The sequence below is a fragment of the Streptomyces sp. NPDC001493 genome, assembly GCF_053597235.1.
The window spans coordinates 1-21,712 of record NZ_JBSFHV010000040.1 but is presented as its reverse complement, the minus strand read 5'-3'; the positions used below and the strand labels follow the sequence as shown (position 1 = coordinate 21,712).

20 protein-coding genes and 1 pseudogene are annotated in these 21,712 nt (G+C 67.5%); 6 read left to right on the top strand and 15 right to left on the bottom strand.

Features of this window, described 5'->3' with window-relative positions; genetic code table 11:
* Window positions 1-4: 4 nt before the first annotated feature.
* The 4 genes from asnB to ACWCWD_RS34730 are packed head-to-tail and all read left to right on the top strand — an operon-like array spanning window position 5 to window position 5,416.
* Window positions 5-1,840 (top strand): asparagine synthase (glutamine-hydrolyzing), encoded by a 1,836-nt coding sequence (gene asnB, locus ACWCWD_RS34745; RefSeq protein ID WP_450779258.1) that lies wholly within the window; start codon window positions 5-7, stop codon window positions 1,838-1,840.
* Window positions 1,837-2,913: a PrpF domain-containing protein gene (locus tag ACWCWD_RS34740; RefSeq protein ID WP_450779256.1), complete on the top strand. Its 1,077-nt coding sequence runs from the start codon at window positions 1,837-1,839 to the stop codon at window positions 2,911-2,913. The genes asnB and ACWCWD_RS34740 overlap by 4 nt, the downstream gene beginning before the upstream one ends.
* On the top strand, window positions 2,892-4,037 hold the full coding sequence (locus ACWCWD_RS34735; protein ID WP_450779254.1) for an acyl-CoA dehydrogenase family protein: 1,146 nt from the start codon (window positions 2,892-2,894) through the stop codon (window positions 4,035-4,037). The genes ACWCWD_RS34740 and ACWCWD_RS34735 overlap by 22 nt, the downstream gene beginning before the upstream one ends.
* Window positions 4,034-5,416 carry a dihydroorotase gene (locus ACWCWD_RS34730; protein ID WP_450779252.1) on the top strand — a complete coding sequence of 461 codons (1,383 nt, stop codon included), beginning with the start codon at window positions 4,034-4,036 and terminating at the stop codon, window positions 5,414-5,416. Before ACWCWD_RS34735 ends, ACWCWD_RS34730 begins: the two co-directional genes overlap by 4 nt.
* A gap of 79 nt (window positions 5,417-5,495) precedes the next feature.
* Here ACWCWD_RS34730 and ACWCWD_RS34725 read toward each other — a convergent pair whose 3' ends face one another.
* The 13 genes from ACWCWD_RS34725 to ACWCWD_RS34665 form a co-directional block, all read right to left on the bottom strand.
* Window positions 5,496-5,954, bottom strand: a complete 459-nt coding sequence (locus ACWCWD_RS34725) for an NUDIX hydrolase (RefSeq protein ID WP_450779250.1) — start codon at window positions 5,952-5,954, stop codon at window positions 5,496-5,498.
* Between the two features lie 3 nt (window positions 5,955-5,957).
* Window positions 5,958-6,566 (bottom strand): alpha/beta hydrolase, encoded by a 609-nt coding sequence (locus ACWCWD_RS34720; protein WP_450779248.1) that lies wholly within the window; start codon window positions 6,564-6,566, stop codon window positions 5,958-5,960.
* A complete protein-coding gene (locus tag ACWCWD_RS34715) occupies window positions 6,559-8,130 on the bottom strand; it encodes an asparagine synthetase B family protein (RefSeq protein ID WP_450779246.1) in 1,572 nt (523 codons plus the stop codon). The genes ACWCWD_RS34720 and ACWCWD_RS34715 overlap by 8 nt, the downstream gene beginning before the upstream one ends.
* 185 nt (window positions 8,131-8,315) lie before the next feature.
* Window positions 8,316-9,716 carry a homocitrate synthase/isopropylmalate synthase family protein gene (locus ACWCWD_RS34710; RefSeq protein WP_450779244.1) on the bottom strand — a complete coding sequence of 467 codons (1,401 nt, stop codon included), beginning with the start codon at window positions 9,714-9,716 and terminating at the stop codon, window positions 8,316-8,318.
* The gene (locus tag ACWCWD_RS34705) at window positions 9,709-10,773 is read right to left on the bottom strand and encodes a TauD/TfdA family dioxygenase (protein ID WP_450779242.1); all 1,065 of its coding nucleotides are present in this window, start codon (window positions 10,771-10,773) and stop codon (window positions 9,709-9,711) included. The genes ACWCWD_RS34710 and ACWCWD_RS34705 overlap by 8 nt, the downstream gene beginning before the upstream one ends.
* A complete protein-coding gene (locus ACWCWD_RS34700; RefSeq protein ID WP_450779240.1) occupies window positions 10,770-11,831 on the bottom strand; it encodes an NAD-dependent epimerase/dehydratase family protein in 1,062 nt (353 codons plus the stop codon). Before ACWCWD_RS34700 ends, ACWCWD_RS34705 begins: the two co-directional genes overlap by 4 nt.
* Window positions 11,828-13,429, bottom strand: a complete 1,602-nt coding sequence (locus tag ACWCWD_RS34695; RefSeq protein WP_450779238.1) for a condensation domain-containing protein — start codon at window positions 13,427-13,429, stop codon at window positions 11,828-11,830. The genes ACWCWD_RS34700 and ACWCWD_RS34695 overlap by 4 nt, the downstream gene beginning before the upstream one ends.
* A 48-nt stretch (window positions 13,430-13,477) precedes the next feature.
* Entirely contained in the window at window positions 13,478-14,344 is an 867-nt protein-coding gene (locus tag ACWCWD_RS34690) for a hypothetical protein (protein WP_450779236.1), read from the bottom strand.
* Entirely contained in the window at window positions 14,334-15,587 is a 1,254-nt protein-coding gene (locus ACWCWD_RS34685; RefSeq protein WP_450779234.1) for an MFS transporter, read from the bottom strand. The genes ACWCWD_RS34690 and ACWCWD_RS34685 overlap by 11 nt, the downstream gene beginning before the upstream one ends.
* Entirely contained in the window at window positions 15,584-16,351 is a 768-nt protein-coding gene (locus ACWCWD_RS34680; RefSeq protein WP_450779232.1) for a phytanoyl-CoA dioxygenase family protein, read from the bottom strand. Before ACWCWD_RS34680 ends, ACWCWD_RS34685 begins: the two co-directional genes overlap by 4 nt.
* 2 nt (window positions 16,352-16,353) lie before the next feature.
* Complete coding sequence (locus ACWCWD_RS34675; RefSeq protein WP_450779230.1) at window positions 16,354-17,841, bottom strand: class I adenylate-forming enzyme family protein; 1,488 nt, start codon at window positions 17,839-17,841, stop codon at window positions 16,354-16,356.
* A complete protein-coding gene (locus tag ACWCWD_RS34670) occupies window positions 17,838-18,908 on the bottom strand; it encodes a DUF2332 domain-containing protein (protein WP_450779228.1) in 1,071 nt (356 codons plus the stop codon). The genes ACWCWD_RS34675 and ACWCWD_RS34670 overlap by 4 nt, the downstream gene beginning before the upstream one ends.
* On the bottom strand, window positions 18,905-19,147 hold the full coding sequence (locus ACWCWD_RS34665; protein ID WP_450779226.1) for a phosphopantetheine-binding protein: 243 nt from the start codon (window positions 19,145-19,147) through the stop codon (window positions 18,905-18,907). The genes ACWCWD_RS34670 and ACWCWD_RS34665 overlap by 4 nt, the downstream gene beginning before the upstream one ends.
* A 514-nt stretch (window positions 19,148-19,661) precedes the next feature.
* Here ACWCWD_RS34665 and ACWCWD_RS34660 point away from each other — a divergent pair.
* Window positions 19,662-19,793: pseudogene (locus ACWCWD_RS34660) on the top strand (IS481 family transposase); the annotation flags it as partial.
* Between the two features lie 100 nt (window positions 19,794-19,893).
* Here ACWCWD_RS34660 and ACWCWD_RS34655 read toward each other — a convergent pair.
* Both ACWCWD_RS34655 and ACWCWD_RS34650 read right to left on the bottom strand, forming a co-directional pair.
* A complete protein-coding gene (locus tag ACWCWD_RS34655; RefSeq protein ID WP_450779224.1) occupies window positions 19,894-20,190 on the bottom strand; it encodes an integrase core domain-containing protein in 297 nt (98 codons plus the stop codon).
* Between the two features lie 29 nt (window positions 20,191-20,219).
* Window positions 20,220-20,585 carry an IS3 family transposase gene (locus tag ACWCWD_RS34650; RefSeq protein ID WP_450779304.1) on the bottom strand — a complete coding sequence of 122 codons (366 nt, stop codon included), beginning with the start codon at window positions 20,583-20,585 and terminating at the stop codon, window positions 20,220-20,222.
* Between ACWCWD_RS34650 and ACWCWD_RS34645 the strand changes: the two genes are divergently transcribed.
* The gene (locus ACWCWD_RS34645) at window positions 20,543-20,905 is read left to right on the top strand and encodes a 4'-phosphopantetheinyl transferase superfamily protein (protein ID WP_450779222.1); all 363 of its coding nucleotides are present in this window, start codon (window positions 20,543-20,545) and stop codon (window positions 20,903-20,905) included. The two genes, ACWCWD_RS34650 and ACWCWD_RS34645, sit on opposite strands and share 43 nt — an antisense overlap.
* Window positions 20,906-21,712: the final 807 nt, after the last annotated feature.

The following is a 21,712-nucleotide window of genomic DNA, read 5'->3' as shown; positions in this document are numbered from 1 at the left end:
CGGCATGTGCAGAATCTTCGGTCACTTCGATGCCCAGGTGTCCCGCCACGAGCTGCGGACGGTGTCCGCCGTCCAGCGGCACGGCGGCCCCGACGCCCAGAGCTGCGCCGTAGGGGCGGGCTGGGCGCTCGGCGCCAACCGGCTCGCCATCACGGACCCGTCCGGCGGCGCCCAGCCGTACCGGCTGGGCCCGCACCTCGCCGTCGTCTTCAACGGCGAGATCTACAACCACGCCGAGCTGCGCGCACGCCTCGCCGCGCTCGGCCACCGCTTCGACGACTCCTGTGACGGATCCGTACTCCCCGCGCTGTACGCCGAGTACGGGCCGGACTTCACCCAGCACCTCGACGGCATGTACGCGATCGCCGTGGTGGACCTGCGCGGGGAGCCGACCCTGCTGCTGGCCACCGACGAGGTGGGGATGAAGCCGCTGTACTACCACTGGGACGAGCGCACCGCGCAGCTGTGTTTCTCCTCCGAACTGCCCGCCCTGCTCGCCTTCCCCGGAGTCCCCGCCCGCGTACGGGAGGCAGGTCTGGACGAGTATCTGTCCACCAAGACCCCCTTCGGCGAGCGCACGATGTTCGAGGGGATCAGGGTCCTGCCGCCCGCCACGACACTGACCGTCACGCGCTCCCGGGGACTGCGTCCGATCCGCCGCCCGGCGCCGCCGGCCGCCGATGCCCCCGCCACCCTGGCGGAAGCCGCCGCCCGGGTACGCGAACTGCTGCGCCTCGAGACGGAACGCCTGATCCATGCCGACGTACCGGTTTCGGTGATCACCAGCGGTGGCCTGGACTCCAGCCTGGTGACCGCCCTGGCCGCCGAGTCGGCCCCGCAACTGCACAGCTTCAACATTGCCTACACGGGCGAGTGGCCGCACGACGAACGGCACTTCGCCCGCGAGGTCGCCCGGCGCAGCGGGACCCGCCACCATCAGGTGGAGATCGACCCGGGAGACTTCCCCGCACTGCTCCAGGACGTCGTCTGGCACCTCGGCCAGCCCAACGCCGACCCGATCACGCTCTCCACGTACGCGCTGTTCACCGCGGTGCGGGACGCCGGATTCCGGGTCGCCCTCACCGGCGACGCCGCGGACGAGCTCTTCTCGGGCTACGACCGGATACGGACGGCTCTCGACGTGCCGGCCGACGGCGACTGGGTGACCGGGTACCTCGACGCGCTCGCGGCCGTGCCGCGGGCCGTGCGGGAGAACCTGTACTCACCCGCCTACCGGGACTTCATCCGGTCCCGGCGGTCCGCGTCCGACCGGATCGCCGACACGCTCGGCTCGGCTGATGGGGACCGGCTGGAGGTCCTCACGGCGTTCGAGACCGGAAGCCGGCTGCCCGCCTACCACCTGCGCAGGGTGGACCACTTGAGCATGGCGGCCTCCGTCGAGGCCCGGCTGCCGTTCTGCCAGCCTTCGGTGGTGCGCTGCGCGACCGGCCTGCCCACCGCGTTCAAAGTGGGGGACGGCCGGGTCAAGCGCGTGCTGTACGCGGCCGCCGAAGGGCTGCTGCCCGACTCCGTGCTGGCACGGCCCAAACAGCCGTTCACGCTGCCCATCGCCGCGATGCTGGTTCCGGGAACCGCTCTGCACACCTTCGCCCGGGACCTGCTGGAGCCGGCGCGGCTGCGCCGGCACGCCCTGCTCGACCCGGTCGCGGTGGACCGGCTCTTCGCCGAGCAGGCCGCCCGCCCCAACGACCGGTCGGCGCTGGCCCTGTGGTCGCTGTTGGTCCACGAACTGTGGCTGGAGCAGTTCGCTCCGGCGACGGGTTCCGGAGCGACGGGACGCACGACGGCCGCCGCCCTGAGCGGTGGGCTGGCTGCATGATCGGATACCTCGCCGAAGCGTCGGGGGCGCCGTGTCCGACCCTGGTGCTCGACGCCGAAGGCCTCCCCCGAGCCGACCACCTGCTGCGTCCGCTCCTGACCGAGGTGCGCCGTCAGCTCGTGCGCGACGGGCACCAGAACACCCTGAAGATCGCACTGATCTCGGCCTCGCCCCATCCCCTGTTCGACCTCGACTACCGGTTCGTCCAGTGCCTGCCCGAATCGCTCGACGCGGTTGACTTCCACGGCAGCTGCGGCCACTCGATCGTGGCCTCGGTGCTCGTCGCCGGCGCCCGACGGCTGGTGGCGCGGCCCGCGCCGGGAGACCGCGTACGGCTGCGGGTCCTCAACAACGGCGACCACGTCGTCTGCGAGGTGGACGAATCCCGCCGCGGCAGCGGCAGCTTCACCCTGCACTTGGTGCAGCAGCCGGGCACCGCGCTCAGCAACGTACTGATGACGGGTCGCCCGCTCGACCGGGTGACCGCGGCCGGGGCGGAGTACGACGTCTCACTCGTCTCACTGGGAAACCCCTACGTCTTCGTCGACGCCCGGGATCTGGGACTGCACACCCGGGCCGCGTTGTTCGGCGCGGGGCGCGAGGTCTTCGAGGAGATGCAGGGCATCAGGCGGGCCGCCTCGGCGATGCTGGAGATGGACCCCGCCGGTGTCTTCCCCAAGGTCGCGGCCGTGGGCTCGTACGAGCAGAACCGGCTGTCCGCGCGGGCCATCTCGGTCCCCTCCTGGCATCCCACCCTCGCGCTGACCGGCACCACGTGCCTGGCCACTGCCGCGACCGTGCCGGGCACCGTGCCCGGGCGCCTCCACCGCGGGACGGCTCAGGAATCGGCCCGCATAGAGATCGACACCGCCGGTGGCCGCGCGGTGGCGGAGGTCAGGTCCGATCACCAGCAGCCCGAAGCGCTCCTCCAGTGGGTGAGCGTCAGGAGGAAACAGGCGCGGCTGCTCTCGGGTCCCTTCGCGATCGGACCCGACGCCCCTCTCACCGACCTTGCTGTCCACCCCTTCGACACTGCTGAGGAGGCCACCTCATGGACGCCATTGACGGTGTGACCGCGCCACCGGCCGTCACCGACCGCACCGTACTCAGCCGGCGGTACGCCGCCCTCTACGAAGTACTGCACGCCCACGCGGCCGAGGCCGACCGCGCCGGACGGCTGCCGCGGGCCGTCCTGGACGCCCTGCGCTCATCCGGCATCCTTGCCACGGCCGTGCCGCGCGAGTTCGGCGGTGACGGCGGCGGGGCCCTCCTGGTGAACCGGATCGTCGAGCAGGTCGCCGGCCTCGATCCGTCCGTCGCCATCATCCTCTTCCAGCACTTCGCGGTCACCTCCCGGATCGCCGAATGGGCCTCCGACGAGCAGCGCGCGCACTGGCTGCCGCGCCTCGCCGACGGCCGTTGGCTGGCCGCGTCGGCGTGGAGCGAGACCGGCGCGTCCGCGGACAAGCGCAACATCGCCACCGAGGCGGTTGCCGCGCCGGGCGGCTGGGTGCTCAACGGCGCCAAGAGCTTCACCACCGGGGCCGGGCTCGCGCAGGTGTACCTCGTACTGACACAGACCTCCCGGCCCGGTTCCACGGACACCACGTACGGCAGCGACGGCCAGAGCTTCTTCCTGGTCGAAGCGGACACACCCGGGCTGGTCGCGGACACCGGCATGGACCTGGTGGGCATGCGGGCTTCTGCCACGGGATCCGTCGAACTCGACGGCTGCTTCGTCCCTGCCGGAGCCGCTCTCGGCCCGCTCGGCAAGGCGGCGTCCATCATCGCCGGGGTCCGCGAGACGGGTGCGACTCTCGGAGCCGTCGCCGTCGGGATCGCGGACGCGGTCCACCGGCTGGCCGAGGTTCACGTCCGCAAGCGCGGCGCCGACGCCCTCGCCGTCCGGCACCTCGCCGAGCTGGCCGGACGCGTGGAGAGCGCACGCGCCGCGGTCGAGAGCGCGGGCCGCCGCGACAACGCCCGCCCCGGTCTGGCGACCCTGCACAGCAAGGTGATCGCGTCGACCGTCGCCGAGGAGGTCTGCCTGCTGACGCAGCGACTACTCGGCAGCGCGGGCTTCCTGCGCGACCACCCCGTCAACCGACTGGCCCGGGACGTTCGCGCTGTCGGCCTGATGGGTCCCACCAACGAACTCTGCCTGAAGCTGATTACCCAGGAGGGCTTCCCGTCATGACCGACAATCGCGAACCGGACCGGCTGGACCTGGTCCTCCACGGGGGACAGCTGGTCACCCCGGAGGGTGTGCGCACGGGCACGGTCACCGTACGGGACGGCCGGATAGCGGCCGTCCTCCCCGCGACCGCTCCCCTGCCGCCCGCCACGCGCGTGATCGACGCCGCCGGACGCCACATCCTGCCCGGCCTGATCGACTCCCACGTCCATTTCCGTACCCCGGGTCTCACGCACAAGGAGGACTGGGAGCACGGCAGCCGGGCGGCTGCCGCGGGCGGGGTGACAACGGTGATCGACATGCCCAACACGCGCCCGCCCCTGCACGACACGGCGGGCGCCTTCCGCAAGGCCGCCCTCATCGAGGGCAGATCTCTGGTGGACTTCCGCTTCCACATGGGGGTACGTGCGGAGAGCGTGGACGCTCTGGCCGACCTCGACCCGCGGGTGGCGACCTCCGTCAAGGTCTTCATGGCCGGCCACCACACGGCCCCCGATGTCATCCACGACCACAGCGTGCTCAGCAAGATCTTCTCCGTGGCCGCGGACCACGGCATCCGTGTCGTGCTCCACGGAGAGGACGGCGGTGTCTTCTCGCTCCTCGACACCTATCTGCCGCCGCCGCTCTCGTACTCCGCGTACGAGCCGGCCCGCCCGCGCAGCGGCGGAATCGTCGCGGCGGCCCGTATCGCGGAACTGGTCCGCCGGTACGGCACCGCGGCCCACGTCCTGCACGTCTCCTCCGCCGAGGAGTGCGACCTCCTGGCAGCGGCCCGGCACTCCGGCCTTCCCCTCACCTTCGAGGCGACTCCGCATCACCTCTCGTTCACCCGGACGGACACCCGGCGCCTGGGCGCCCGTATCAGGCTGAGCCCCGCGATCCGGGAGGAGCACGACCAGAGCCGCCTCTGGGAGGCGCTGCTCCACCAGGATCTGGCGACCCTGGGCAGCGACCACGCCCCCCACACGGCCGAGGAGAAGACGCTCTCCCCCGCCGACGCCCCGCCGGGCCTGCCCGGCGTTCAGGAACTGCTGCCCGCGGTCTTCACGGGAATGCGCCGCCGCTGGCCGGACCGTACGCCCGACGAACTGCTCGGTCTCATCGCACGCCTCTGCTCGCAGCACCCCGCGGAGCTGTTCGGCCTCGACTCACGCAAGGGCCGCCTCGATGTGGGGTACGACGCTGATTTCGTCGTCTTCGACAGTGCGGCGACGTGGTTCATGACGGCAGACCAGGTGCAGTCGAAGTGCGGCTGGTCCGCGTACGAGGGATCCACCTTCACCGGTCGCCCGGACGTCACGATCAGGCGGGGCGAAATCATCTGGGACCGGGCCGCGGAAGCTTTCGGGGAGCCGTCGGGGGTGTGGCTGGCCTCGTCGTAGCGCAGCTCCAAGGAAGTTCTTGGAGGAGGCCGCGGGGCGTACCGTGTCGGACCTCGGGCCGGGTACGCCCCGTCATCCGCTACTCCGCCGTACGAGACTCGGCGTACGCCTCGATGATGGTGCGCTCCTGGTCGAAGAGATTGTCGGGCAGCCGGCCGACGTCGAAATAGGAGAGTTCCAGAACCTCGCTGCGATCGGGGCGGACCTCGCTCGGCAGGAGTGGCGCCGAATAGACGATCGTGACCTTGAAGATTTCGTCCCCGTTGGGGTACTTGTAGTAGAAATTCTGCCCGGAGAAGATTCCGACCAGTTCCAGGTCGCCGACCTCGATGTTGGTCTCCTCTCGGACCTCTCGCCGCGCCGTGTCCTGGATGGTCTCACCAGGCTCCATGTGACCGCCGGGCAGACTCCACTCACCCGTGTCGGTGCGCCGGGTGAGGAGGATCTTTCCGTCTTCCCTTTCCACGATGACGAGTGCTCCGGGAAGGAGCAGAGGCCTGGTTCCCACCAGGTTGCGCATTTCCTTGATGTAGTCCATAGCTCAACTCTCCGCGCTCGTAAGGTAGGCCAAGGCGATCCGCGCAACTTCTTCGGTGAATTCATGTGCCAGTTCGGGCAGCACGATGTGGCGGGCGCGCCGACCGTATCCCGAGTCCAGATCCGCGCGGACCGCGTCGTGCCGCACGAACCGGTCGCGCCCTCCGGTCACCACCAGGACGTCAGGTCCGTCAGGTCCTGCGTGCCCGGTGTCCGGAGCCGGTATCCGGCCGCAGGCCAGCACGGCTCGCTCGCACAGTGACGAGCCGGCCAACGCCATGGCGGCCACCGAAGCGCCCTGGGAGAACCCCACGACACCGGTATGCCGCGCCGGTACCCGGTGGCGCTGCTGCATCCGCGCGATGTATTCGGCCACGGCCGGGGCGGCCCGGCGGGACCGCTCCGCGATCACCGAAGGCTGCGAGGAGATTTCGAACCAGGCATGCCCCTCCCGGGCGAACCTGGGTGTGCACGGCCCGTCCGGGCCGACGACCACCGTGCGGATGTCCTGGCCCTCGCTGTCGTCCGCGGCCGCGGCCAGGACTCCGGCGATCCCCGCCCCCGTCCCGCCGTACCCGTGCAGCGCGACGATCAGCCGGCGGTGTCTAGACACTGACCGACGCCTCGCTCCTGGCCGCGGAGTCATCCAGCCAGCAGAACCACTCCACGGTGGACAACAGCGCGAACGCCAGGGTGGAGGCCACCGCGTCACCGGCGGCCAGACGCTCACGCAACAGCAGCATTCCCGCAGGCCGCACACCCAGGCGCTGGTGCAGCGACTCGGTGGCGTCGGCCAGAGTCCGGTCCACCCGCGGCAGCAGGCCGCCCCGTAGCCACTCGCGAACGGGGGCGCGGAAGGGCAGCTTCGGCTGCACGCCGTAGGACGGCGGGAGCAGGTCGGCGAATGCCTCGCGCAGCGCCGCCTTCGTCAGGCTGCCACGCACCAGCGAATGCGCCGGGTACCGCCTGGCGAGTTCGGCGACTCCACCGTGCAGGAAAGGCGTTCTGCCTTCGATGCCCTCGGCCATCAACAGATGGTCGGTGCGACGCAGCAGCGGTTCGAGGCTGTGCTCGTACTCGTGCTCCCGTACCACGTCGACGACGCTGGGCTCGACGCCGTGGCGTTCCGCGGCGGCCGTCCGCGATCGGTCTATCGCCCTCCTCAGCTCTCCGGTGGCGTCGGCACACGCGTCTCTTCCGAGGAGTGCGGTGACAAGTTCCAGCCGCTCGTCCGGGAGGTAGAAGTCGACGGGATCCGTGAACGCACCGGCGTAGAGCGCCCGGTAGCGGTGGTAGCCGGCGAACAGTTCGTCCGCTCCTTCACCGACCAGCAGCACCGTGATCCCACTGGCCTTGGCCAGCTCCGCCAGCGCCCGGTACATCGGCAGGCTCGACATGGCCACCGGTTCACCGATCGACCGGACTGCGGCCGGCAGCCCGGCGAGCAGGTCAGCCGGGCCGAACGAAGTCGAGCGGTGCCGCCAGGTTCCGATGACGTCATCGGAAAGACCCAGGTCGCTGAGGTCGCTGACCCCGTCGCCGGTGTCCTGGGGCCGGACGCTGACCGTGGGCAGATCGCGGATGCCGCGCCGCGCGAGCAGCCGGGCCACCAAGGTGGAATCCAAACCACCGCTGACGGCAAGACCCACCTGGCGGTCGGTCAGCAGCATCTGGTCGACGGACGTCTCGAGGGCGGCCCGCAGCTCCGCCGGCTCGGGCATGCCGGGGGCAGAAGGCCTCGGAGGTGTCAGGACCGACTGCGTGATCCGCCCGTCGCGCAGGGTCAGCCGCTCTCCTGGCCTGACCGCTCTGATCCCCTCGAAGAACGATCCGCCGTCGACGACCCGGCGCCCGCTGAGCAGGAACTGCGCGAACGCCGCGGGCCTGACCGGAGCCTGGCCGAAGACATCCACCAGTGGCCCCACCTCGGAAGCGACCACGACGCCGTCCGGTGATTCGCGCAGGTAGAGAGGTTTGATGCCCAGCGGATCGCGCACGGCCCGCAGCGTCCCGTCAGGGCCCCCGCTGACCACCGCGTACATCCCGTCCACCGCGGTTGCCGCGTCCGGTTCGCCGGCCCGCCGGGCCTCTTCGAAACCGCCCTGCGGCACGCGGCCGTCGGCACGGTAGACCTCACCGTTGAACGCGAAGACGGCATCCGACTCGGCGAAGGGCACGGAGTCCTGGTGTCTGCTCCGGATCCGGAGCCGGGCCATCCCCAAGGCCGCGGTTCCGTGATCGACGAGGCCGCAGCCGTCCGGCCCGCGATGCAGTAGCTGCTCCAGGACCCGGGCTGCGACTTCGCCGGCCGGCCGTCGCCCCGTGTGCGGTGTCAGCGAGACACCCACCACGCCGCACACGGTCAGTCCCCGCTGCCGGAGACCGGCGGATCGAGGAGACTGCTGTTGTAGTCGCCGGCCAGGACGTGGTTGAGGTAGGTGCCGGAACCGGCGACCACTTGGTAGCTGTGCCGCACCCCCGAGGGGATGAACACCGCGGCCGGGCTGAGCACCCGGAACGACTCCTCGCCCAGGTGCACGTCCACTTCGAGACCCTGGTACTCCTCCTGGGTGCCGAGGAAGACGAACAGGCTGTCGCAGTGGTGCACATGGCCATCGACGTGCCCGGCACCGTAGTTGTCGAGTTCGGGGATGCGGCGGGCGATGCAGTACTGGCCGGCGCCGGCCACGAACCTGTCGTCCACCAGGACGAATCGGTCGCCGGGTCCTGCGCGGTGGTGACGCAGTTCCGTCGCGGACACGATCGGCGGCTTGACGATCCACTCGGCCGCGGTCCTCGGCAGTCCGTCACCGCCGATGAACCGTTCGGCTCCGAACAGCTCAGGAGCAATCCACTCGTAGGAGGAGGGATCGCGTTCCACCGCCATGAGATGGAGTTTGGACACATGGCGGAATGCGTTCTTGCCCATGACGGGCCGTCGGTCGTCCGGCGCCGACCGGGAGTAGGCGCCGACGCGACGGCTGAGGTCGCGCAGCCGCTGACCGTCCGCACACGTGCGGCTGCCCCTGTGGTGCAGGTTGGCGAGCAGCGCGCCCAGATCAACGATTCCGGACCGCTCCCCGAGCCCGTTCACCGAGGTGGAGACCCAGGTGGCGCCGGCGTCGATGGCTGCGAGTGCGTTGGCGAGAGCGAGACCTCTGTCGTCGTGCAGATGCACCTCGATCTCGGCGTCAAGGCCGCTCGACACCAGCCTCCGCACGAGTTCGCCCATTGCCCCCGGTTCCAGCACCCCCACGGTGTCGGCGATACAGATCCGGTCAGCGCCCGCTTCGACCGCTCTGGTGTACGTCGCCACCAGTAGGTCGAAGTCGGTACGGCTGCTGTCCTCGACGGTGAACCGCACCTTCAGGCCCAATTGCCGTGCGCATCCGATGGATTCGTCGATCTTGCGGTGCACGTCGTCTCTGCTGTAGCCGGGGAGCCTGCTGTTGAGTGAAATCTCGTTCACCCCGAGGAAAATGCCCACCCAGTCGGCACCGGTCTTGGCCACCGCATCGACGTCGTTGTTGTTCGCCCTGGCGTGTGCGAGAACAGGCACCTCACCGCTGGCTTCCACTACGGCTGCCACCCGAAGCTGCTCTTGGTGGCCGATCGCCGGGTGCCCGCATTCCACCATGTCGACACCGCACGCTATGAGAGATCGAGCCACTTCCACGCTCTGCTCCGTGGTGAAGGCGCCGTTGGCAGCCTGCATTCCTTCCCGCAGCGTGGCGTCGACGATGCGCACCGCCCGGTCATTCATGGTCGCCCCTCTTCGTTGCCCGAGTCAGACCAGCACCTGCCGCACACACCCCGCCCCGGTACGCGCCGCCGGTGGTACTGCCGTACATGTCGGCGTATTCGGGCGGCAGGGCAGGACTGTCCGCGAAGGAGAGCCACAGCCGCAGAAGCAACCTGCCCTCGTCAGGACCTGCGGCATCACGGAAGGCGCTCCTGGCGTGCAGGATGTGGAAGTTGTTGATGCATTGAATGTCGCCCGGCCGCAGTTCCATCTGCAGCGCCACTCCCGGCCGGTGGAGCAGCTCGTCCATGAGATCCATGGCAGCGACCTGCTCGGCGGTCAGCCGCGGTGCCTGCGCATGACGCTGGGAACCCTCGACGAAGCGCCGCACATAGCGGGCTGCGAAATCCCCTGCGAACCGGCTGAACACAGGAAGGTCACACCAGTCGGGACGACCTGGAGGCGCCTCGCCTCGCTGGTCGTGCGGGAACGTCTGGTACAACACCGCCAGCAGGTCGGGATGTTCGCGCAATATGAGGTTGTGGAGGGCTTTGCTCGAAACGAGTTGGCTGTGTCCGCCCTCGGCGGCGGCGCGGATGCACAGCAGTCCGATGACGTCCGTACGATCAGCGTGAAAGGGGAGGGCGCTGGAACTGTGGTGGCCACGCTGGGTAGGAACTGCGATCTTCGCCCCTTGGTCCTCGACCCGGGCGATGAAATTTCCCGCACGTGTCTGCGAAACGGGCGTACCGATCAACCTGCCGAACAGCCAGTACGCCGCTTCCACCAGTTCGGACTCGCCGTCCACCGGGAACCCGGTGAGCTGGACGAAGCCGGGGAAGCCGGCCAGACGCCGCTGTACCTGTCCGACCAGGGAACGCGTTGCCGGCCCGACCGGGGGAGGTGATGCGTCGGGGTTCTTCTCCGCTGCCTCGTCAAGGAAATCGCGGGCCAACATGAGCAGTTCGTATGCGACTTCCTGCGGAACAGGGAGACGCCACTGTTCAGGGTCAGCGGACAGGTCCGCTTCGAGCCAGCCCCCCGCTACTGCTGTCGGTGCACTGTGCATCTCGGTCATACACCACTTCCCGCGCGGCAATCAGTGGTGACCTCCGAATGCCCCCGGCCGGACCGGCACCGTCCAGCCGGATCACCGCGCTGGACGGATGCGGACATGGACAGATAGTCGCTGTGGCGCTCATGGGTGTAATCGGTGAACTCACCTGCGATGAGCGAGTCCCTTATCTCCCTGATGCCATCGACGACCTTCATGTCCGGGCGGAACCCCAGGTGCTTCTCCATGCGCTCGAAGCTGACCCGGTAATCACGTACGTCGGTGACGGAATCCAACGTGACGACTTCAGATCCTGGCACCTCGGCCGCGATCTGCCGGCCTATGTCACCGAGTTGGTAGCAGTCCGCATCGGAGCCGCAGTTGTACACCTGCGGTACGGAGGGTGTGGCGCCTGCTTCCATGGCCAGTTGCAGCGCCTTCGCGGCGTCGTTGACGTGGAGGAATGGCCGCCATTGCTTTCCACCATGGACTTCGACCTTGCTGTTACGGACCGCGTGCGCCGTCATCACGTTCACCGCAAGGTCAAATCTCATGCGGGGCGCCAACCCGTACAGCGTGGCGAAGCGCACAATAACAGGCGTGAATCCGACATCCTGACTCACCAGGAGATGGTGTTCGGCGCGGACCTTGGATTCCGCGTACACCGACTGCGGTTGCAGAGGTGAGTCGATGTCCGCCACATCGTCGACGACACCGTAATTACTGCAGGTAGAGGCGAAGACGAAGCGGGCCACCCCTGCCTTACGGCACTCCGTGGCCAGCCGCACGGTGGCAAGGTAGTTGACCTCCCAGGTCAACTCGGTGTTGATGCTGCCTGCCGGATCGCCCACGACTGCTGCCAGATGAACCACGCAGTCCACGTTCTTCAGCACCGCCGACCAATCATCGATATCACGCACATCGCATTCGATGTAGTCAACGGGGCCTCCCTCCATGCGCCAGCCCGGAATCAGTCCATTGTCGAGAACGGTCACGTGATATCCGCCGTCTCGCACCAGCCTGCTCACCAGGGCAGATCCGACGTACCCGCAGCCGCCGGTGATCAGAACCCGCCGGCTCACGCGCCCTCCTCAGATTCTCCGGCGCCCTCGCCCTGGGGCTCGATGACAAGTACGTCAGGAACAACGGCACCCGCGTACCACGGCTGCGCTCGGCGCAACTGGGCCCGCAGTTCCTTCTCGTCCGGCACGCCGCGCACCGACAGCCGCGCGTGCAGCACCAACGAGCCGTCTTCTGTGTGCCGGGGAGTCAGTTCGCAACCTGTGACGCCACGTACGGAGAGCAGCAACCGCCTGGTCATCTCCGGATCGATGGCGACCTCGCTTCGGTGCCCGTACAGCAGCGAGCTCCGCGCGCCGAGTTCCGGAATCCCCAACTCCGCGATGGGCAGGTCGGGATTCTCCCCCAGCGCCTCCAAGAAGGTGAGTCCGTGGTCCAGGATCTTCCGTGCGTCCCGCTCCGCGCACAGCGGTCCGCGCACGGTGAGCAGGAGGAGCGGATCCGGCAAGTGGCGAATGGTGAGGGCGAGATCCGGCTTGCCCGCAGCCGGGTCGTACCGCATCGTCACGTTCCGCAGCCGCTCCGGGGCCGGTCCGTAGAGGAACGATGCGTGTGCGCGGCGGATCGTCGGCACGTAGTTCACTTCGAAGGCGGGCTGGAACACCGCGCCACTGGAGCGCTCCTCGGAATTGATCCAGTCCAGCAGCGCGTTCGCGTCGTACATGGTGTTTCCGGTGCCCGCGTCGAGCGCCTTGCCCGACTTCTCCAGTCGCGTGCGGAGGGTGTCCTCGAGGTCACCGTCCACGACGGAGAAGAAGGGTTGTGCGATCTGCGCGACTGCCCGGAATTCCGCCGGCAGCGCACGATTCCCGTGAGTGGTCTTGAACGTGTGCCGATGCTGGCCCGACAACAGGCCGACCACCGTGCTCAGCGCGGCCACCCACGCCGTCTGCGGAGACACGCGCAACTTACGGTAGGTCGCCACCAGCCGGTCCGTCGTACCCCGGTCCAGCGGCACCTGACACACCTGAGCCTGCTCGGTCTCCGGCCGCTCTCCCGCACCGTACGTGCAAGACCGCGGCGCGGTCGCGAGCACTGATTTCCAGTACGCGGTGCTCTCTTGGACATCCGGGTGCTCGATGCCCTGCGCGTAGGTGCTCGCCTGCGGTGTGATGCTGTGCGCGGTGTTGCCGCTCTTCCGCAGCAACTCGGCGAGGTGGGCGGCCACCGCCTGCTTGCCGAGCGCATCGACGAAGACATGCGAAAGGCTCAGCTTGATCGCCGATACGTGATCCCCCGCGACGTAGAACACCGCTTTGACCGACGACTCCCGTGGCTGAACCAGAACCGTGGTCCAGAGGTTCTCGTCGGGGTCGTAGGGCCTCGTCTCAATGCTGTCCTGGATCTTGGCGAGTGCCTCACGTGCCGATATCACCCGCTGCCGCGGGATTCCGTGGTCGTCGTGGCACAAGCGGCTGCGGAGTCCCTCGTGTGCACTGATCAGTTCGCTCAGTGCCTGCGTTGCGGCGTCCAGGGAAGTGTGCTCAATCGGCGACACGACGAGCGTCTGAACTCGCTCCGGCAGCTCGGCATCGGACCAATTGCGGTGGTTTCGCAGCTGGGATGGATTAAGTTCCAGTAGTTCGTTGTCGTCGTTCATATCTCATCCAACTTCCTGCAGCACGACGGATTCTCAGCGAAACGACGGTTACTCGGAGAACTCGATCAGGACGGCAGTAGCGTCATCCGATGCCTTCCTGCGGGGAAACTCGGTAGCTGCTTCGTCGGCCAGCTCCAGCGCCCTGGTCTTGTCGATCACCTCTTGGCAACTGGTCGCCTTGAGCGATCGGTAGATTTCGCGGCGGTCACTGTGGCCGAATATGTCGGTAATTTGCGTCACGCCGTCTGTCAGCAGCGCGACACCGGCGAGCTCCGCCATCGAGAAGCGTCCGCTCACTGCCTCCGCGGCCACACTCGGATCGGCGGCCACCGTAAAGAAGCCCTCTTTTGAATTTCGGAAGGCGTCACCAAACTTCTGGTAATCCTTGGTGGTGCGCTCCCACTCCTCGGATCCGATGGGAAGGGCATCGAGCCGAGCCCGCCAGCGCCGCATGTCCTCTCGTTCCCTGACGTCCTCCACGCGCGTGTCACGGAGGAAGTGCACCTCCGCCGCAGCTGCCGCCGTGGTCTCGACCATCGCCTCGCTGTCGCCGAGAACCAGGTACTCGAGGTGGTCCATGTCCCAGCGGACCGCCGCCAGCGTCGCCTGTGGAGTGCGCGGATGCCCGAGATCGCATACTCCGAAGTGCTGGTCGGTCGTCCTGGAGATCGCATCGGCCAGACACTGGGCGAAGGGCCGGTCCATCCTGGCCGCGAGCTCCAGCAGGCTGCCCCCGACCGAGGTGGTGAACCACGGCGTGCCGTGTGAGCACCCCGTTCCAGGGGCGACAGGCGCGCTGACGCCGTCGAGCACGATGGCTACGCCACCGCGCCCCACGGCCGGCAACGCCGCAGCGGCAAAGTCCTCATTCCACGCGGCTCCGTGGGAAGCCCTGCTGGCGATGTCAATGCGCATATGTGTCCCCCACACTCGTTCCGGAGAGATTGCGGACCGCAGGCAGCAGCAGAAGAACGAGACAAACCACGATGCCTATGCCGGTCGCGAAATGGAGTAGCTGAACAGCACCTACGACTCCGGCCACAGGGCCGGCCAGCGCCTGCCCCACCGGCTTCATCATCAGCGAGCCCGCCGCGTCATAGGCGTGCACTCGACCAAGGAACTGGACCGGTATGTGCGTCTGTACGCTGGTGTGGAACATGACGCCCCAGAACGCCATGCTCGCCCCGCCGACGCAATAGCAGGCGCCGAGCATCGGAGCCGACAGGTCGAATGTCGAACTCAGCGGAATCAGCACGTAGCCGAGCATGGCGATGGTGGCCGCACGAAGCGGTCGCGTCGGACGCAGTTTGATCGCGATCACTCCGCCCAGGACGCTGCCGAGTCCCATGGCGGACATGACCAACCCAAAGGTCGAAGCGCCGAGTCGATCGACCAGGATGCCGTTGGTGAGGGTCAGGGTCGGCCCCCAGGAACCCAGTTGGAACAACGTCCAGACCGCTACGACTTGCCACAGCCACCGTCGCGCCACGAACTCACGCCAGCCCACGACGAGATCGCTGCGCAGCGATCCCTTCGGCCCGTCGGTCTCGGGCAGTGGCGCCAGGCGCAACAGCAGCAGACAGCAGCCGCTGGCGCCGAACGTCAGGGCGTCGAAGGCCATCACAGCGGCGGGCTGCATCAGTGCGAGCAGCCCGCCCGCGACAGCCGGGCCGAAGACGACGGTGGACGACTCCGCTATGCGCAGGGTGGCGTTGGCTCGCTGCACATCGGACGCGAGCCTGGGAGTCACGCTGGCCACGCCCGGCTGGAACAGTGCACCGGCGGTGCCGAGCATGGCCAGCAGCGCGAGGATCACCCAGAGGTGCGGTCTTCCGGTCAACAACAGGCCGGCCAAGACGAGTTGCACGGCCAGGCGCACGAAGTCCGCGAAGATCATCAGTCGCCGTGCGCCGAGCCGGTCCGACAGCACCCCGCCGAAGATCATGAATCCCGCGAACGGCGCCAACTGTGCGGCCAGCCCGTATCCCACACCCGAGATGCCGTAGCCGGCCTGCAGCATGGCGGCAGTGATCGCGACCGGGAGCGCCGCGTCCCCCAACAGCGACGTGGCCCGGGCCGTGAAGAAGAGTCGGAACCCCGGAACCCAGAGTGTTGGCTTGGCGTTCCGCTCTTCGACCTGGACCCCGTCGTTGGTCACGCTGAGTCCGACTTGGCTCCAGCCCCGGCGAAGGAACGTATCTGCTCGAGCGTCATGACGTCACGCTCCTGGAAGTTCGCCGCGGCGCTGTCCGCGAAGACCACGACCATGCCACGGCGGTCCTCGTCAGAGGTGTTCGGCTCACTCCCGTGCACGAAAGTGGCTTCCCACATCGCGGCATCGCCGGGCTTGAGCACGAAGTCGTGCCGCTTGCCGAGTTCGGGCACCTTGTAGCTCAGGGTCTCGTGCCACGGGTGCTCGGGGTCGTCGCGGTGTTCGATCACGCCATGGACATGCGAGCCCGGAAAGCCGTGCAGACCTCCGTTGGCAGGCGACACGTCGGTCAGAGCGACCCACATGTTGAACACGCCGGGGAGATGGCGCTCCCACAGAGCCTGATCCTGGTGAGGAGCGACGTGGGTGCCGATACGGGCAGGCTTCAGGAATGCCGCGTGGAGGATCGCCACGGCACTCGGACCGATGAGCTTCTCCGCCAGGTCGACCGCCCCCATCCGCAGGAGAATCGGCGCGTAGAGCTTCTTGTCCATCCACAGGAGCCGACGCAGTTTGCGCAGCCTGCGCGCCTCTCCCTCCTCCTCGTCGTACTGCGCCTGATAGCCCGGCGGAATCCGGTCCGCGGCATCCAGCTTGTCGAAGTGCTCGAGCACGGCCAGCCGGTCGCTTTCACACAGGCGAGGTCCGAGTTCGAGGAATCCATTGCGTCGGAACTTCGCCCAGTCCAGGTCGAATTCTGTTGCAGTCATGTTCACTCCTTGGCGTCGGTCGAGTTCAGCGCATTCCATCGCGCTTGGGCAGCGCGACGGTCGATCTTGTGCTGTGCCAGTCGAGGAAGTGGTTCCGTCGTTTTGATGATGCGGCGTGGTGCCCGCTGGTTCCCCAACTCCAGAGCGAGGTGTTTACGTAGGTCTGCGGTCCCGGTTTCCGCATCCTGCCCCGGTGCCACTCGCACGAGAAGACCCACATCTTCACCGGAGGGCAGCTGAAGTCGGATTGCCGCCGATTCCAGTACCTCGGGATGCCCGTTGGCCACCTCTTCGATCTCGTGCAGATAGATGGTGAATGCCCCTCTGAGCACCACGTCCTTGTACCTGCCAATGATCGAGTAGCAGCCGCTTGCGTCTCTGCGGGCAAGGTCGCCGGACCTGACCCAGCCCTCCCGGAACAATTCCTTGTTCGCACTGTCGTTTGCGTAATAGCCGTGGCTTACCGCTGGCCCACGCAGTTCGAGTTCGCCTTCTCCTTGGCCGTCGACGATACTGCCGTCCGCTGCCCGCAGCCTCGCTGTCACGGTCCTGGGCCGGCCGATGGAGTGTGTCCCTCGGCCGTCAGGTCCGACATCTCCGAAAAATGCTGCGAAGGAGACCTCGGTGAGGCCATAGACATTCAGGAGTACGGCCTGGCAGTTCTCCTGAATGGCCCGCTGCGACTGCTCGAAGAGGGCTGCGCCACCCGACAGACAGGCGATGGTGTGCCCGTGTTCGGCTTCAGGATCCACCGACATCTTGGTGAGGAGATCGACGAGCGGCGGAACCAGATAGGTGACGTCGACATCGTGCTCTCTGAGCCTCGCCCAATAGTCTTTGGCTGTGGCAACGGAGAGCTCGGGAAGGACCGTGACGGGCAGTCCCATGACAGCGGGCCACAGGTAGTTCATACCGAGGATGCCAAGACCTGACAGACGCATGGTGACGCCGAAGCGGCGCCGTCCTTGCCCCAGGAGCTCGGTCAGCGCGGCACCGCCGGCCCGATAGGCATGGAGCAGCTGACTGTGTGACAGCACCACTCCCCTCGGGTCGCTGGTGGAGCCCGAGGTGTAGCTGAGCAGCGCGGTGTCCACCGGCAACGGGGGAGGATCCGTGTCGGCGGCCGGAGCCCTTTCACAGGTGCCACGGGCCGCGTCAAAGATCGTCTCAACGGCACTCAACCGCAGCACCGAGTGAGTGACGGCGCGCCCCCATTGGCTGTCCAGGAGGACCGGCACGCCGCCGACCTGCCAGACGGCGAGCACACCGGGAAGCACGTCCGGGTGGTCGATCATGACCACGCCGCAGCGGCCTGCCGGGCCGAGTCCGGCCTCCCGCAGCTTCGATGCGAGCTCCCGGCTACGCTCCAGCAGCTCACGCCAGGTCAGCGTGGTCCCCTCATAGGGAACGCGGGCGTAGACGAGCGCCTCGTCGTCCGGCGTGCTCGCTGCCTGATGCTCGTAGATCTCGAGCAGGGTGTCCGCACTCATGCCGGGATCTCCTCCGGGGCCCACCGCACCTCCCCGCCGTGCGGCGTGCACCGGGCGAGCAGGAGGCGCCGCCCCTCGGGCCACAGCTCGCATTTGACCTCGACCACGGCCGAGACGGCCTCGCTCGGCTCCATGGAGATCCAGGCCAGCGGCCGGTCGGCGGTGGCACTGGCGCCGTGGGCGCGGACGATGTCCGCGAACTTGGCGCGTTCGGCGTCATCGAAGTACGTGAGGACCAAGGAGTGGTAGAGCACGGTGACCTGGCCTGCCGGGCGGGTGGCGAGTTGCTCGGATGCCCACGAACAGGCGTCGTCCGCATCGATCGGGACAGCGGGAGCGGACCGCGCGATCTCAAGCGCCGCGTTGAGCCGGGTCATGCGCTCGACGCGCTCAGGCCACACGAACGATCTCAAGAGGTCCATGCACCTCGAGTCGCGCGCGTCGATCGGGTTGAGGTCGCAGCCTCTGCGTTCGACGACCTCCGGGGTTTTGGTCGGCGGATCGCCTTCCTTGAACTGCCCGGTCAGCTGCAAGGCCGAGCTCTCGGGCCCCCAGCTCCGTTCGCCTGCGGCGACGAAGAACTGGTCCTGGAGGAGATTGAGACCGGCGCTGGCACCGACCTCGAGGAGCCGGACCGGCATTCCTGTCGCCTCGGCCACGTAATTGATCGCGGCGGACAGCGGAGCCGCTCGTCCCACCTCATTGGTCTGCACACTGGCGGACAGCTCCCGCCGCACCGCCGGCAACCGGTCCTGAAGGAAGGTCAGAAATGCCGGAACGAGTCGATCGACATCGCACTGCCCGCCGTAGACCGGGTAGTAGTCGGTGATCCAGGAGGCGTTCTCCGCCAGGGCGACCCGGTTGACCGCGCCCAGCAGCCTGAGGCATTGGGCGGACTGGATGGGGTCCTGCGTCTCCGAGGTGAGCAACTCGGTGAGCCGGGGGTCGCGACCGAGCTGGTCCATCAGCCCGGTGATCATCCCTACATAGCCGACCGAACCGGCCTTCTTGCAGATCTCCCGCTGCCAGGCCCAACCCGCGTGCACCTGCCCGACGGTGAGTGTCATGTCAACTGCACCAACTTGTAAGCGTTGCGCAGCGTGGAGACCGACTGCGGACTGGCCTCCTCCGGATCGATCGGCGCGCCCCTGACTTCCTCTATGAAGAAGAAGAATTCCAGGACCGACAATGAGTCGAGCAAGCCGGACTCCAGAAGTTCGGTATCCGAGCCGAGTTCCAGGTCGGTCTCGCCCAGAATCTCACGCAGATACTTCTTGCCCTCTTCGTAGAAGGTCTCTTCATCCATCGTTGTTCTCCTCCCCGCATCAACTGCCTACGACCTCAGGGGCGGTACGGAGTACTCACATTGCGTCCCGCCGATCCGCCCGGGTCGCCCGCTCACCAACCGGCTGATGCACGCGGAATTGAGGGCGCACATGACCGTTGAATGACCGTTGTCGTGAGGTTCCCCTCGCACTGCCCTTGCTGTTGCATGATCGTGACTCACTTGGCAGTTGCACGTCAAGGGTCCTGACCGCAGGAGGCGTTCAATGTACAACCAACTTCGTTTCCGCTGCTCACTGGGGCTGACGCGAGTCGGCGATTTTGTACTCGTATCGATCGCGGGCGGTCATCGCAGCGCAAAAACGCCCATACGATTCGGGCGAGAGGGGCATCAACGTGGCCGAGGACGCCGAACCGGACCTTCGGGAATTGATCACGGCTCGGCGGGTCGAACTGGACATGCAAGTCCAGACAGTTGAGTCGAAAACGGAGGATCACGGTTTACACCTGGGCCTCCGATCACTACGGAGATCACCATGTCGAACTCGAGCCCAGCCAAGCCGTTTGACCGGGAGGCCAATCGGCGCCCCGCTGTCATACGTCATGTCGAGGAAGTCACCGGGAACGTCGCGATGTCCTGCCGGCACTTCGGGATCTCCCGGCAGGCGTAATACATCTGGCACCGCCGCTATCAGGCCGAGGGCGTCGAGGGCCTGCGCACCCAAAGGTGAGTTGCCCTGAGTTTCGTAGCGGCCGGTTTATTTGGTTTCAAGCGGTGTTGGTGGTCGCCTGGGATCGGTGGTTTCGGGCCTCGGATTCTTCGGGTGGGAGGTAGTCGAGGGCGGAGTAGAGGCGTTCGGTGTTGTACCACCCGACCCACTGGACGACTGCACGTTCGACCTGGTCAGCGTCTCGCCAGGGGCCGTGGTGTTCGATCGGTTCGGCTTTGGAGGAGCCGTTGAGGGCCTCGGCCATGGCGTTGTCGTAGCTGTCGGCGACGGAGCCGACGGACGCGGTCGCGGTCGCACCGGCCTCGATCAGGCGCTCGCCGTAGCGGATGGACACGTATTGCGAGCCTCTGTCGCTGTGGTGAATCAGGCCGTATCCTTTCTTGACCCCGCGCCGCCACAAGGGCCATTTCCAGGGCGTCGAGTGGGAGATCGGTGCGCATGTGGGTGGCGAGCTGCCATCCGACGATCATTCGCGAACAAGGGTTCGGGGATCGTCGTGCGGCGGCGTTGCCCGCGGATGACGGCTTCCAGGCCGTCCTCGCGCATCAGCCGCTCGACGGTGCAGCGTGCTGCCGTGATGGCTTCACGCCGCAGCTGTCGATGGGTTCGTCGGGCTCCGCAGGTCTCGCCGGAGTGCGTGTGGATGCGGCGGATGTCCGCGACGAGGCGGTCATCGCGGAGTCGGCGTGCGGACTTCGGGCGCTTGCGGCGGGCGTTGCAGGCGGAGATCCGAACCCCACAGCCCGCTCCGCGAGGGCATCCTGCCCGCTGTCTCGCTCCCCGCCGAACGCGACCACCTCGCCCTCCTGTCCACGAGGCGGCCGAGCATCTGCTGGGAGCGGCTGCTCTTCAGCGCCAAGGAGTCCGTCTACAAGGCGTGGTTCCCGCTGACCGGCCAATCGCTGGGCTTCGACGAAGCCGACATCACCTTCCGCCCAAGACCCCGGAGCAGCAGCCCAGGGCAGCTTCCATGCCCAGCTACTCGGCTCCGAGCCGCTGTTGGCCGGCCAAGAACTCGGTCACTTCGAGGGGCGGTGGATCACCCGTGAGTGCCTGGCCGTCACGGCGCTCACCGTCCCCCACCACGGACTGTGAGCGACAGTCGGGGATCTCAATGGGCGGCGAGATATCGCCCGCAACGCCCACACCGCACATCATGCGCACGGGAGAAACCGCAGGTCAGTCGTCCTTCTTCACCGGCTCAAGGATCGCCACGCACTCCACGTGGTGCGTCATCGGAAAGATATCGGCCTGAGCAGGCCATAGAAAGGGCGAGGTCAGAGGCGCATTCTTGGCTTGATGTGCAGCTTGAAGGGGGCCAGAGCGTCAAACGAGCGTCACGGCGGACAATCCCGGACTGGTGCGGCCACCCGGTCTCGCGGGCGAGCGAGGCGGATCCCTCGGGATGATCCGGGCGCAGTCTGTCCACGCCTGAGCAGCACAGAGGAGGTCGGTCGGTCTACCAGGGTTCCTGGTCTCGCCCGGACACGCCCCATTCGAGGCGTAAGCCGCCCAGGCCATCGCGCCCGAGCGACCGTGGGCAGCCCAGCGCCTTCACTGATCTTGAGACTACTGGTGCGGTGCGTGCGCGGTTCCGGCCGGCTCTGCAGTGCCTTCCTCGGCTGCGGTGAGGATGAGCCGCCCCTCGACTCCTGCCTCGACACCCTTGACCAGCAGCGTGCTCGCGTCGTCAAAATTGCCTGCAAGTTGAGACCGTGTACTACGTGGGATACGAAGCGGCGGAGGTATGCCTGCCAGGAGCGGTCCACGTCGTCGGGGGTGGCGCCTGTTCTGGAGGACCACAGCCATACCGGTGGGGCGTCCCGGTCCTTCGACAGGTGCTCGACCTTCAACCG